This window comes from Mycobacterium sp. (assembly GCF_004298145.1).
GTDB lineage: Bacteria > Actinomycetota > Actinomycetes > Mycobacteriales > Mycobacteriaceae > Mycobacterium.
The window spans coordinates 155,354-168,195 of sequence record NZ_SCRH01000046.1 but is presented as its reverse complement, the minus strand read 5'-3'; the positions used below and the strand labels follow the sequence as shown (position 1 = coordinate 168,195).

Sequence of the window (12,842 nt, the reverse complement as noted above, 5' to 3'; positions counted from 1 at the left end):
CTGATGTCCGCCAGGCATTTTCGTCCGACTTCCGCCGTGTTGTTGGCCGCCACCCTGGTCGGCTGGAGCTTCGCCGGCCCGCGGCTGCCGGCCTCGTGGCGGGTACTGCTGCAGGCCGGGATGGGCGGTGCGCTGGTGTTGGTGACGCGGGCCCCGCTGGGCCTGGGTCCGCCCCGGCTGTGGGCCGGGCTGCGGCTGGGGTCGGCGGCCGCGTTCTCGGCGGCGAGCACGGTCGCCGCGACAACCCTGTTGGCGCCGGTGCGCCAATCGATGGCCGTCCGGGAACCGCCCGCGACCGTGCCGGACTGGCTGCTGGTGCGGATACCCCTTGGCACCGTCTGGCCCGAGGAGTCCGCCTTTCGCGCGGCGCTGGCCATCGTCGGCACCGCCGCGTTCGGTAGACACGGTGGAAGGTTGTTGCAAGCCACCGCTTTTGGCCTCTCGCACATCCCCGATGCACGTGCCACCGGTGAGCCCGTGGCGGCCACCGTGCTGGTCACCGGAATCGGCGGCTGGCTGTTCGGTTGGCTGGCCGACCGTTCCGGCAGCCTCGCCGCGCCGATGCTGGCGCACCTGGCCATCAACGAGGCCGGCGCCATCGCCGTGCTGGCTGCGAGGTCGCCCAACCGCTGGGGCCGCTGAGCGACGCGGGTGCGTGGTTTTGAGACCCTGGGGTATGGCGCCGCGCGAAAGGGCCGATCCGGCCAAGACCCGGGAGGCGGTGTTGGCCGTCGCGGAATGGTTGGGGGACGAATCCGCGCCGGCGCCCGGCCGCGGCGAATTGGCGACGGCCGTGCGGCTCACCGCCCGCACCCTGGCCGCGGTGGCGCCTGGACGAAGCGTGGAGCTGCGGATTCCGCCGTTCGTCGCGGTGCAGTGCGTCGCCGGGCCCACGCACACCCGCGGCACACCGCCCAATGTGGTGGAGACCGATCCGCGGACCTGGCTGTTGCTGGCCACGGGGAAGTTGTCGTTCGCCGACGCGAAGGGCACCGGCACGCTGCGCCTTTCCGGCTCCCGGGCCGGTGAGATTGACCACTGCCTACCCCTGTTCGATGTGGGCTGAATGCAACCCTGAACTGCAGGTTTAGGGTTTCGGGCGGGTATTTCGTCGCTCAACACGCCTGGCGGATTCGGCGGCGCGGCCCTCGTGCCCGTAGACTTCCTACCGTCACCAACCGTTCCCCGGGGAGCCGCCGAATCGTGACCGTCCAAGAACCCGAAGAGGACTTCAACGCGCCCCGTGAGGAATGCGGCGTATTCGGGGTCTGGGCCCCGGGCGAGGACGTCGCCAAACTCACCTATTACGGCTTGTACGCGCTGCAGCATCGCGGCCAGGAAGCCGCCGGTATCGCCGTCGCCGACGGATCCCAGGTGCTGGTCTTCAAGGACTTGGGTCTGGTCAGCCAGGTGTTCGACGAGCAGACGCTGGCGGCGATGCCGGGCCACGTCGCCATCGGGCACTGCCGTTACTCGACCACGGGTGACACGACCTGGGAAAATGCCCAGCCAGTGTTCCGCAACACGGCGGCCGGCACCGGGGTTGCCTTGGGGCACAACGGGAATCTGGTCAATACCGCCGACCTGGCCGCCCGCGCCCGCGACGCGGGGCTGATCGCCCGCCGCTGTCCGGCGCCGGCGACCACGGACTCGGACATCTTGGGCGCACTGCTGGCGCACGGCGCGGCCGACTCCACGTTGGAGCAGGCGGCGCTGGATCTGCTGCCGACCGTGCGCGGCGCGTTCTGTTTGACCTTCATGGACGAGAACACGCTCTACGCGTGCCGTGATCCGCATGGGGTGCGGCCACTTTCGCTCGGACGGCTGGACCGCGGGTGGGTGGTGGCCTCCGAAACAGCGGCGCTCGATATCGTCGGCGCCTCGTTCGTCCGCGACATCGAGCCGGGCGAATTGCTGGCGATCGACGCCGACGGGGTGCGCTCCACGCGTTTCGCCAACCCCACCCCCAAGGGCTGCATCTTCGAGTACGTGTACCTGGCGCGGCCGGACAGCACGATCGCCGGCCGGTCCGTGCACGCGACCAGGGTGGAGATCGGTCGCCGGTTGGCCCGTGAACGCCCCGTGGAAGCCGACCTGGTGATCGGCGTGCCCGAGTCGGGCACCCCCGCCGCCGTCGGATACGCGCAGGAGTCGGGCATCCCCTACGGGCAGGGACTGATGAAGAACGCCTACGTCGGGCGCACCTTCATCCAGCCGTCGCAGACCATCCGCCAGCTCGGTATCCGGCTGAAGCTCAACCCGCTTCGCGAGGTGATCCGCGGCAAGCGCCTCATCGTTGTCGACGACTCGATCGTGCGCGGCAACACCCAGCGCGCCCTGTTGCGGATGCTGCGCGAGGCCGGCGCCGTCGAAGTGCACGTGCGTATCGCGTCGCCCCCGGTCAAATGGCCCTGCTTCTACGGCATCGACTTCCCGTCGCCGGCCGAATTGATCGCCAATGCGGTCGAGGACAAAAAGGAGATGCTCGAGGCGGTACGCCACGCCATCGGTGCCGACTCGCTGGGCTACATCTCGCTGCGGGGCCTGGTCGCGGCCTCCGAGCAGCCGGCCTCGCGGCTGTGCACCGCCTGCTTCGACGGCCAGTATCCGATCGAACTGCCCGGGGAGACCGCGTTGGGCAAGAACGTCATCGAGCACATGCTCGCCAATGCGGCCCGCGGCGTCGGACTCGACGATCTCGCGCCCGACGAAGTGCCGGTCGTGCACTGACTCGGTTGCGCTTCTTCGCCGACGTTTGATACCGGCGGTCGGCGCCGCCCGGTAGCCTTTATCGCGATGACGGATCCCGGAAAGAGCCCCACACGCCACTCAGGCAGTCAGGGCATCACCTACGCGTCGGCCGGGGTGGACATTGACGCCGGCGATCGCGCCGTCGAATTGTTCAAGCCGCTGGCGACAAAAGCCACGCGACCCGAGGTGCGGGGCGGCTTGGGCGGATTCGCCGGCTTGTTCGCGCTACGCGGCGACTACCGCGAGCCGCTACTCGCGGCCTCCACCGATGGCGTCGGTACCAAGCTGGCGGTCGCTCAGGCGATGGACAAGCACGACACCGTCGGGCTGGACCTGGTGGCGATGGTGGTCGACGACCTTGTGGTGTGTGGCGCCGAGCCGCTGTTCCTGCAGGACTACATCGCTGTCGGCCGGACGGTGCCGGAACGCTTGAGCGCCATCGTCAGCGGTATCGCCGAAGGTTGTGTACGGGCCGGCTGCGCGCTGCTCGGCGGCGAGACGGCCGAACACCCGGGCCTGATGGAACCGGACCACTACGACATTTCGGCCACCGGCATCGGTGTCGTCGAGGCCGACGACGTGCTGGGACCCGATCGGGTCAAACCCGGTGACGTCATCATCGCGATGGGCGCGTCGGGCCTGCACTCCAACGGATATTCGCTGGCCCGCACGGTGCTACTCGAGATCGACCGGATGAACCTCGAAGGCTACGTCGAGGAGTTCGGCCGCACCCTCGGTGAAGAGCTGCTCGAACCCACCCGCATCTATGCCAAGGATTGCCTGGCGCTGGCCGCCGAAACGCACGTCCGCACCTTTTGCCACGTCACCGGTGGTGGACTGGCCGGAAACCTGGCACGCGTCATCCCGCACGGGCTGGTCGCCGAAATGGACCGCGGCACCTGGACGCCCGCGCCCGTGTTCGCCATGATCGCCCAGCGCGGCCGGGTGACGCGGGAAGAGATGGAGAAGACGTTCAACATGGGCGTCGGCATGATCGCCGTCGTGGCTCCCGAAGATACCGACCGCGCCCTGGCCATCCTGACCGCACGGCACCTGGACTCCTGGGTGCTGGGCACCGTCGGCAAAGGCGGAAAGGCAGGCCCGCGGGCCAAACTCGTCGGTCAGCACCCGAGATTCTGAGCAGCCCGCACCTCAGCAGAACAGACGCGGCGCCGATGCACTGGGCATCGGCGCCGGGGCGTTGGTTCTAGCGCCGCCAGTTGTCCTGGTCGTCCCAGGATTCGTCGGCGCCGTCGTTGTCCAGTGCGTTGGATTCGTCGGAATCCGATCCTGACAGCTCGCGCTGAAGCCGCTGGAAGTCGGTCTGCGGAGAACTGTATTTGAGTTCTCGAGCAACCTTGGTCTGCTTCGCCTTAGCCCGGCCGCGGCCCATGGGGGAACCCCCTCGCGCAATAACGGAGCGGCCTAACGAGTAGGCGGCTCCGATCTCCTGGTGTCGTTTTGTCCTGCCGACAGTTTACCGTGCCTCGCCACCGGGCGTTGGCGCCCCCTGCTCGCTGTGGCGGACGTTACCGTTCATTATCTCGCACCGCCCCGCAACCGTTCAACGGCCAGCCGGCCGGCGCCGATCTGCTCGGCGGGAGGCAGGGAATCGATATCGATCACCGCGGCCACCGCCGCCTCCGGACCGGTCGCCAATTCCGTCTCGGCGGGCAGCCCGCGCTTGAGGAGCGCCAGCGCTATCGGCCCGAGATCGACGTGGTCGACCACGGTCCCGAGGCGGCCGATCGTCCGACCACCGGCCAGCACCGGATCACCCGTCGACGGCCGTTCCACCGAACCGTCGAGGTGCAGCAAGGCCAACACCCGGGGTGGTCTACCCAGGTTGTGCACCCGCGCGACGGTCTCCTGCCCGCGGTAACAGCCCTTGTCCAGGTGGACGGCGCCGTCGCCGGGCCCACCGATCCACCCCACCTCATGCGGAATCGTGCGTTCATCGGTGTCGATGCCCAGCCGGGGCCGCACGGCCGCGACGCGATGGGCTTCATACGCCCACACGCCGCTGGGCCGCACCCCGGCCTGCGACAACCGGTTTCGCCAGTCACCGGCCTCGGCGCGCGGAACCACCAGGTCCAGTTCGATCGGGCCGGCGGGCGTGCCCGGCATCCGCCGCACGAAGCCCCCGCCGGTGGGAACCGCGGTCAGCTCGGCGGGCAGCGCGTCCACTCCGAGCGCGTCGATGATCGCCTGGTCGGCCAGCCGCGGCCCGAGCAACGAGAGCACCGCCAGATCGGCGCCGCTCAGGGTGACGTCGGACCAGAACACCATCTTGCGCAGGTATTCGAGCAGCGGCTCAGCGCGCCACGGTTCGGTATCGAGGTAGGTGGTCCCTGCCAGTTCGGTCTGGATCCAGTGATCCTCGACGCGCCCCTGGCCGTCGAGGCTGAGATTCTGCGTGCAGGCGCCGTCGGGGAGGCTGCTGACGTGCTGCGTCGAGATGCTGTGCAACCAGGTCTGCCGGTCGTTACCGGTCAAGGTGAGCACGCCCCGGTGCGAGCGGTCGACCACTATCGCGCCGGTTTCGGCGGCGCGCTGTTCGCCCAGCGGATCGCCGTAATGCCAGACGGCGCCGGCGTCGGGTCCGGTATCGGGTGCGGAAACGGGGTGGCTCACACGTCAACTCTACGTTCCGGTGCACGCGGCCAGCGAGCGTGTGAAGCAGACTTCACACTGGTCGCCGAGTGTGCGGGCAGTGTGAAGCTCGGCATTGGATAGGCTTTGCCTCCATGGCCGGCCAGACGGGTGTGATCATCACGCTGGACGGCGAACGGCATTCGCCGGATGCGCCGCTGTTGCACGCCGACGACCTGGCGGCGCTACGCGGCGACGGTGTCTTCGAGACGCTGTTGGTGCGCGACGGCAGAGCCTGTCTGATCGAGTCGCACTTGCAACGGCTGACCCAGTCGGCCGCGCTGACCGATCTGCCCGAGCCGGATCTGCCGCGTTGGCGAAGCGCGATCGAGGTGGCCACCCGGCAGTGGTGCGCGGGCACTGGCGACGAAGGCGCGATGCGGTTGATCTACAGCCGCGGCCGGGAGGGCGGTTCGGTGCCGACGGCGTATGTGATGGTCAACGGCGTTCCCGAACGAGTGAGCGTGGTCCGACGTGACGGACTGGCGGCGGTCACGCTCGATCGCGGGCTGCCCGCCACGGGTGTCGACACGATGCCGTGGCTGCTGGCCGGCGCCAAGACCCTGTCCTACGCGGTGAATATGGCGGCCCTGCGTCACGCGGCCCGCCGGGATGCCGGTGACGTCATCTTCGTCAGCACCGACGGCTATGTGCTGGAAGGCCCGCGCTCGACCGTGGTGATCGCCACCGACTCCGATGTATCGGACGGCAATCCATGCCTGCTGACGCCCCCGCCGTGGTATCCGATTCTGCGCGGCACCACGCAGCAGGCGCTGTTCGAGGTGGCCAGATCCAAGGGCTACGACTGCGACTATCGGGCGCTGCGTGTCGCGGATCTGATTGCTGCCCAAGGTGTTTGGCTGATCTCGAGCATGACTTTGGCCGCCCGAGTGCATACCCTCGATGGCCGCCCGCTGTCGCGGTCGCCGATGGCGGCGGAATTCACCGAACTGGTCGACGCCGCGATCGTCAGCGATCGCTGAGCGCTGAATTCTGTAGTCGGCGCACCGATTCGCGGGTACGGTCGGCCGTACACAAGGAAGGAGGTGGTCCGAGAAATTGATAGCTTCATGGACATGTGAGGTGGCTGCGCGCTAGCTGCATCGGCTCGGAAGAGCTGGCGATACACACGCGCTGGCGAATTCCCCGCAGTCACCCGGCCCCCGAGCTTCCGGTTTTTGTCCGACCTGGAGTATGGCTCGGGGGCCGCTCCATGTCTGTAGCCGTTACTGGCCCACCTTCGCGGCGATCTGCCCGGCGAGTTTGCCGGCCTGTCCGGTGCCGGCATCGGGCCCGCACACCAACAGGTCGACGACCACGCTGGATACCGCGTGCAACGCATGGTGGCAGACCCGGGTGCCATCGGCCTGAGTCCTCTGCTGGTAGATCTTCGGCGGAACGCCGGTGACATCACCGAACGTCCATCCCGACGACTTGCCGTTGAAGCTCACCGTGATCGATTGCCCGGCGCACGCTTTCCACTTGCCCGCCGATGCCTGCACGAACGCGGTGGCCTTCTCCGGCGACGAGAACGCGACGACGGATTCGTACACGCGGTGCGGCGGATTCGGGCCGGCGGTGTGCACGGCCTGGCCGCTGACCGCGGTGACGCCGTCCGCCCCCTTGTAGGCCGAGTCTTCGATGGGTTCGTACGCGCCCTTGCAATCCGGGTTGGACAGGGTGGCCCTCAAGTTACGAAGCTGGGCGGCCTTCTCGGCGACCACCATGTCCTGGTCGCCGATGCTGGCGGCGACCTCGGCGGGGCCGAGCAGATACGAGTCCAGCTTCGAGCTGTTCGATTCATTGCCCGCACCCGGTGCCGACCCGGCGGCGGGTACCGAACCTGCGTTTGGCCCCGAGGCCGCGTCGACCTTGGGCGCCTTGGTTTTGCCGCCCTGCGTCGCCAAAACGACCACGATCGCTATTGCGGCGATCGCCGCGACGGCGGCGCCACCGATGATCATCAACCTCTTGTTTGATCCGCCGCCCGAGGCGGCCGCACGACTGGGCCCCGCGGGCGGCGCCGCGGTCGACAATCCGTCCGATGGTGTTGGGCCGGACGGCCTTTTCGCGGTCGGCGCCGATGCCAAGGCAGCGTCGGCGTCCGCTGGAGTTCCCGCAGCACTGTTTTTGGCTTCGATTTCGGCCAGCACGTTGTCGATCTCGGTCCGGGTGCGGTAGGTGACGTCGTGGCGCAGGCGCAGCATGCGCAGCAGTTGGCCGATGTCGCCGCGAGCGCTGGGGTCGTCACCGTCCTCATCGAGTCCGGACCGGAGTTCGATCAGCAGTTGCGTCTGCTGTTGCGGGCTGAGTTCCTTTTCGGCGAGGGTGTTGCCCAACCGCGTGATGTAACCGAACGGCACCGGCGGCTCTTCGGGGAGCGGATCCGGCAACGGCACGGGTTTGGCGCGCAGCGCGTGCACCGCGGTGACCAATTGAATACCGGCGTCGACGGTCGGTTCGCAGTAATCGATGATCTGCAATGCGGCAAGGGGATTCACGCGCATGCTGTCCACGTCGCCGATGCGGACCGGCAGGATCGGCCGGTTCAATGCCCTCGCGTAGCGCAACTCGACCTGACTGGGCTTGGACTGCAGCCAGTTGTTCGACAGCGCGACGATGAACACATCGCACGAGCGGATCTGCTCCAAGATCTTGTTCCACCAGGAATCGCCGCCGCCGAGCTCTTGGTCGAACCAAACCTGTTGCTGTCCGCGCCGGAGCGCGGTCGTCAGGGCGTCGACCGTCGACCTGTCTTGGCTCGAGTAGCTGATGAAGATCGCCATCGAAGTCTCCTTGGGTGCGAACTAACTCACTCGGGCGAAATCCTTTGATCCGGCTATTGCACGTGCGCCGATACGGTATCAGTGTTGGGCCCTGGCAGAGGGTGCAAATGAACTGCCATTTGGGGTCGGCGGTGAGCCAGCACCCTAGCCATCGCCGCCCTCGAGAACCGGGACTTCTTCGGACGGGTGGATTTCGGCGTAGCGTCGCGCGAATTCCTCGGCGGGAACCGGCCATTGCTCGCCGCCCTGCCCGCGCACGACCCAGTCGCCGTCGGCCGCCGCCGTCTGGCCTTCCAGGGTGTTGATGGTCTCGCCGGGCTGCGCCGGGCGTGCTTGAACCCGCCCCTTCCGGCGCCACCGACCATCGCCCGCGGGCTCGTAGGCGTCGCGGAAAATGTCGTCGCGGACCGACCACACCTTGCCGTCCTCGGCGATCGCCCAGTCGCCGGCGTCGGCGCGCATGGTGTGGCCGGAATCCGACGCCCACGTCCACGCGGTGTTGCGTTGCTCCGCGGCGACCGTGCCCACCCGGGTGAAGGATTGCCACAGGGGGCGGGAGCGAAAGCCCAACTGCCGCAAGCTCCACAGTGTGCCCGCCAAACTTCGAACCGCGGCGTTGAGCAGATCCGGGTCGCTTTCGATCGCGGGCCAGTCGAGGAGTTTGTCGTGGATCTTGCGCGCGTCGTCGCGCGGCGAACCGTACTTCCAGCCGTGGTGGCGATAGTAGCGACACCAGTCCTCGTGCTCCGCCTGAGCCATGCTCATCGCCGCGTGCTCATCGAAGCCCATCAACGCCAACTGTTCCACCGGCGCCAGGCCCGCCATATCACGTCCGGACAGCTGCGCCGGCGGGCTGCCCCAGGTATTCCAGGTGTGCCCGGCGATCTGCTCGACCATCCACAGCGCGTTGCGCACCTGGCGCCGGTTGGAGCCGCGGTAGAACTCGTTGAGTTCGGCCCATGGCATCGCGGCGGGGGAGCGCGGCGCCGTCGGGTCGATCGTCGAGACGTAGCGCTCGTGGATCAGCCGCGCCGCGCGTTCCCACGCGTCCTGGACCAGGCCCTCCTGGGTGTCCAGCACCAGCGAGTAGGACTGCAATTGGCCGACCACCTGGATCGAGTCGTCGCTGATGCTGGTATTGAGATCCGAGGCGTGAATGGGCATCTCGGGGAAGCGGGCGGCCAGCCGGGCGGCGGTTGTCGCGGCATGGGCGTCCACGAAAATCACCGCGCTGGTGGCGGCGCCGGCCGCGTCGATCAGCTTCAGCATCGTCGGCACGGTCGGCGCCTCGGCTACCGCGTCGATCGTCGGGCCCTCCGATGCGAATCCGGCTTGCCGACGGTGGAATTCGTGATCGCGCAAGTAATCCTCGGCGTCCGTCCCGACCAGGGTCAGCGCCGGCAATGGCGCCGCGTCGGGCGGGGTGTAGAAGTCGCGTTCCAGGGCGCGTTGGGTCAGGTTCGCGCACAGCGCCAGGGTGAGTTGCGAAGTGCCGCAAACGAACACCCGCTCAATGCGTCGCGTTGCGACGACGGCATCGAGGAGTCGGCCCGCCGTCACCTCGTATTTGCCGACAACGTCGGCCGCCCATCGGGTGTCGGACCCGCCGAACTGTTGGGCGCGCCACGCTTGCGCCAGCCACGGGTCGTCCATGCGCACGATGAGGGGCAACCGCCGCTTGTGGGCGACCTCGGAAAGCCGGCGACCGATCAGGTCCAGCCACAACAGGTTGACCGCCGGGTCGGGCGCCATCAGGTAAAGCCGAGATAGGTTGCGCCACAATCGAAGTGAAACCAATGTGGACGGGGTGTTGAAGTCCACCAGCACCACCCGGGCGCCCTGCCTGCGGGCCCGCGCCACGCGGTCGTCACTGGCGCCGGTGATCGCGACCAGGGTGCTGCGCCGGTCCAGCGTCCGCGCCACCGCGCTGATCATCGATTGGGTGTCGGCATCGACACCGACGATGGCCGTGACGGAATCGGCGAGGTTGGCCCGCAGCCGGTCCACCTGCGACCGGAACACGCCCACCACGACGCCGCCCAGGCCGGTGAAGATCGCGGCCAGCGCCGCGATTCGGGCCAGTTCCAGCCCGACCGGCGTGGGATTGGGGCAGGTCCGCCCGCCCACCGAGAAGTCGCCGGTGCCGCCCTTGACCAGACTGGCCGTCGCCATCAGCGGGGTGAAGAAGGCCGGGTGGTTGGCGTCGTGGCATCCCCAGTAGGAGCTCAGCCCCAACACCGCGGTCATGCTGACGAGCACCGCAATCACGGTGAACGAAACCCCCACCACCCGGTGGCTGGTGTCCGATCGGAAGGTCAGTACGCACGCCGCGATCAGCACGGCGACGACGATCGCCAGCGTCGGCATCGAGCCGGGCCGGCCGAACCAGCCGAGCGCGGGCGGCAGTGCATCGATGATCGAGGGCGCCAGATCCAGGACGGCCAGATAGAGGATCAGGAGCAGGGCGGCCCCGGAGACCGTCCACCGCACAACGGGCGAAGGTGACCGCGCGGGACGCATCCGATCCGACCTCCCTTCCCGGCATGTCGTCGCCCCCGGATGCTCGGAGGTCGAACAGTACACGCAGAAAGGTCGCCCGCGGGCCGGTTGCTAGCCGGCGAACCGCGACAGCCGCGCCGAGAGATGCGGCACCAGGCCGCCGTCGGCGTCCACCCGTTCCTCGACGTAGGCGAGGTCGCCGTCTTCGACGATGCCGTAGAGCCGCTTGGCGCCGCCGACCAGGACGCCGGACCTGCTGCGGGCCAGCGCGTCGGTCACCAGCTCCCACGACGATTGGGTGCGCGGACGCCCGTAGAACAATTCGACATAGCCCGCCGAATGCGCCAACAGCAGTTCGATCGCGTTGGATTCGCTGGGGTCGTCGGGATCGCTGACAAAGCGCCAGAACCCGGTCTCGCGTAAATCGCGCTCCTGGTAAGCCCCCGTCTCGCTCAGCCGCCAGGAGCGGGCTTCCCAATTGAGGTAGTCGCCGCCGTCGTGTGAGACCACGATCTGCTGACCGAACCGGTAGTCGCCGTGATGCCCGCGGCCTTCACCTTCGCCGCGCCAGACGCCGACCAGCGGCAGCAGCGCCAGCAACGCATCACTGAGGTCGGCGCCCTCCCGCAGGTTGGCGGTGTCGGCGGGAAGGGGCAGGTCGTCGAAGGACGGGATGTTGCGGCCGGCGGTCACCTTGGCGCGCTCAGCGGCGGCGGCCATTGCCCGGTCGCCGGAGCCGGCGGAACTCAACGGATCGTCGCCGGCGGAACTCAATGGATCGTCGCCGGCCGGGGGCAACTTGCGCCGCTCCTCCCCATCGCTGCGCTCTGGATCGTCGTCGGCGCGGGTCACGACTCGTCAGTGATGAGCCGGTAGAGCGTGTAGAGGGCGAACCATGAAATCACCACGACCGAGGCAACCAGCATGATCTCGAAGAACAGCACCACGGGGACAAGTCTATTCGTCCCGCCGCGTTCCGGTCGGGGCAGCTGGTCGATCAGGCGATCTTGACGTCGACCTCGTGGATGCCGGCACCCGACGGTGTCACCACGGCGTTCCCGTTACCGGCCGCCGACAGCGCGCGCAGCGTCCAGGATCCCGGTGCGGCGAAGAACCGGAAGTCACCGGTAGCCGACGCCACCACCTCGGCGGTGAACTCGTCCGACGAGTCCAGCAAGCGGACGAACGCGCCACCGACTGCCTGGCCATCGCCATCCACGACACGGCCGGTGATCACCGTTTCCTTCTCCAGGTCGACGCTGGCGGGCAACGTCAGTCCTTGCTTCGGTGCAGAGCACATATCAGCTTCCCAACTCGATCGGGGCCCCCACCAGGGAGCCGTATTCCGTCCAACTGCCGTCGTAGTTCTTGACATTCCGGTGCCCGAGCAATTCGTAGAGAACGAACCAGGTGTGCGACGACCGCTCACCGATGCGGCAGTAGGCGATCGTTTCTTTACTTCCATCCAGGCCGGCGGCGGCGTACAGCTTGGCCAGCTCCTCGTCGGACTTGAAGGTGCCGTCCTCGTTGGCGGCCTTGCTCCACGGCACGTTGATAGCGCCCGGGATGTGGCCGGGCCGCTGGCTTTGTTCCTGCGGCAGGTGCGCGGGCGCCAGGATCTTGCCGGAGAACTCGTCGGGGGAGCGCACGTCGACCAGGTTCTTGACGTTGATGGCGGCGATGACGTCGTCGCGGAACGCCCTGATGCTGTTGTCCGGCGCGGTCGCCGTGTACGAGGTCGCCGGTCTGCTGACGGTGTCGCTGGACAGGGCGCGACCGTCGAGCTCCCATTTTTTGCGCCCGCCGTCGAGCAGCTTGACCTTGTCGTGGCCGTACAGCTTGAAATACCAGTACGCGTAGGCGGCGAACCAGTTGTTGTTGCCGCCGTAGAGGATCACGGTGTCGTCATTGGAGATGCCCCGTTCGCTGAGCAGTTTCGAGAACTGCTGAGCGTCGACGAAGTCGCGTTTGACCGGGTCCTGCAAATCGGAGCGCCAGTCCAGCTTGATCGCGCCGGGGATGTGACCGGCGTTGTAAGCGCTGGTGTCCTCGTCGACTTCGACGAAGACGACGCCTGAGGCGGCGAGATTGCTCTCAGCCCAGTCGGTGGAGACCAGGACGTCGGAGCGTGCCATGGAATGGATCCTTTCAATC

The 12,842-nt window shown here is 67.9% G+C and carries 12 protein-coding genes; 5 read left to right on the top strand and 7 right to left on the bottom strand.

Annotation, left to right across the window (positions count from 1 at the left end; all coding sequences use genetic code 11):
- Nucleotides 1-3: 3 nt before the first annotated feature.
- The 4 genes from EPN51_RS19555 to purM all read left to right on the top strand — a co-directional run bounded on the left by EPN51_RS19555 (nucleotide 4) and on the right by purM (nucleotide 3,891).
- Nucleotides 4-642 carry a type II CAAX endopeptidase family protein gene (locus EPN51_RS19555; RefSeq protein ID WP_293045647.1) on the top strand — a complete coding sequence of 213 codons (639 nt, stop codon included), beginning with the start codon at nucleotides 4-6 and terminating at the stop codon, nucleotides 640-642.
- A 34-nt stretch (nucleotides 643-676) separates the two neighbouring features.
- Nucleotides 677-1,066, top strand: a complete 390-nt coding sequence (locus tag EPN51_RS19550) for a sterol carrier family protein (protein ID WP_293045644.1) — start codon at nucleotides 677-679, stop codon at nucleotides 1,064-1,066.
- 137 nt (nucleotides 1,067-1,203) lie between these two features.
- Nucleotides 1,204-2,730, top strand: a complete 1,527-nt coding sequence (gene purF / locus EPN51_RS19545; protein WP_293045641.1) for an amidophosphoribosyltransferase — start codon at nucleotides 1,204-1,206, stop codon at nucleotides 2,728-2,730.
- A gap of 66 nt (nucleotides 2,731-2,796) precedes the next feature.
- Nucleotides 2,797-3,891 (top strand): phosphoribosylformylglycinamidine cyclo-ligase, encoded by a 1,095-nt coding sequence (purM, locus tag EPN51_RS19540; protein WP_293045638.1) that lies wholly within the window; start codon nucleotides 2,797-2,799, stop codon nucleotides 3,889-3,891.
- 67 nt (nucleotides 3,892-3,958) lie between these two features.
- On the opposite strand, the gene EPN51_RS19535 is transcribed toward purM, so the two are convergent.
- Together EPN51_RS19535 and EPN51_RS19530 are read right to left on the bottom strand one after the other, a co-directional pair.
- Nucleotides 3,959-4,144 carry a DUF3073 domain-containing protein gene (locus EPN51_RS19535; protein ID WP_293045635.1) on the bottom strand — a complete coding sequence of 62 codons (186 nt, stop codon included), beginning with the start codon at nucleotides 4,142-4,144 and terminating at the stop codon, nucleotides 3,959-3,961.
- A 146-nt stretch (nucleotides 4,145-4,290) separates the two neighbouring features.
- Nucleotides 4,291-5,385 (bottom strand): folate-binding protein YgfZ, encoded by a 1,095-nt coding sequence (locus tag EPN51_RS19530; RefSeq protein WP_293045632.1) that lies wholly within the window; start codon nucleotides 5,383-5,385, stop codon nucleotides 4,291-4,293.
- Nucleotides 5,386-5,516: 131 nt separating this feature from the next.
- Here EPN51_RS19530 and EPN51_RS19525 point away from each other — a divergent pair, with 131 nt between their 5' ends.
- Nucleotides 5,517-6,386, top strand: coding sequence for an aminodeoxychorismate lyase (locus EPN51_RS19525; protein ID WP_293045773.1), 870 nt, complete (start codon nucleotides 5,517-5,519; stop codon nucleotides 6,384-6,386).
- Between the two features lie 243 nt (nucleotides 6,387-6,629).
- On the opposite strand, the gene EPN51_RS19520 is transcribed toward EPN51_RS19525, so the two are convergent.
- The 5 genes from EPN51_RS19520 to EPN51_RS19500 form a co-directional block, all read right to left on the bottom strand.
- Nucleotides 6,630-8,189 carry a sensor domain-containing protein gene (locus tag EPN51_RS19520; RefSeq protein WP_293045630.1) on the bottom strand — a complete coding sequence of 520 codons (1,560 nt, stop codon included), beginning with the start codon at nucleotides 8,187-8,189 and terminating at the stop codon, nucleotides 6,630-6,632.
- A 144-nt stretch (nucleotides 8,190-8,333) separates the two neighbouring features.
- Complete coding sequence (locus EPN51_RS19515) at nucleotides 8,334-10,679, bottom strand: hypothetical protein (RefSeq protein ID WP_293045627.1); 2,346 nt, start codon at nucleotides 10,677-10,679, stop codon at nucleotides 8,334-8,336.
- A gap of 120 nt (nucleotides 10,680-10,799) precedes the next feature.
- The gene (locus EPN51_RS19510; protein WP_293045770.1) at nucleotides 10,800-11,408 is read right to left on the bottom strand and encodes an FABP family protein; all 609 of its coding nucleotides are present in this window, start codon (nucleotides 11,406-11,408) and stop codon (nucleotides 10,800-10,802) included.
- Nucleotides 11,409-11,685: 277 nt separating this feature from the next.
- Nucleotides 11,686-11,988: a DUF1416 domain-containing protein gene (locus EPN51_RS19505; protein ID WP_008263909.1), complete on the bottom strand. Its 303-nt coding sequence runs from the start codon at nucleotides 11,986-11,988 to the stop codon at nucleotides 11,686-11,688.
- A 1-nt stretch (nucleotide 11,989) separates the two neighbouring features.
- Nucleotides 11,990-12,823, bottom strand: a complete 834-nt coding sequence (locus EPN51_RS19500; RefSeq protein ID WP_293045586.1) for a sulfurtransferase — start codon at nucleotides 12,821-12,823, stop codon at nucleotides 11,990-11,992.
- Nucleotides 12,824-12,842: the final 19 nt, after the last annotated feature.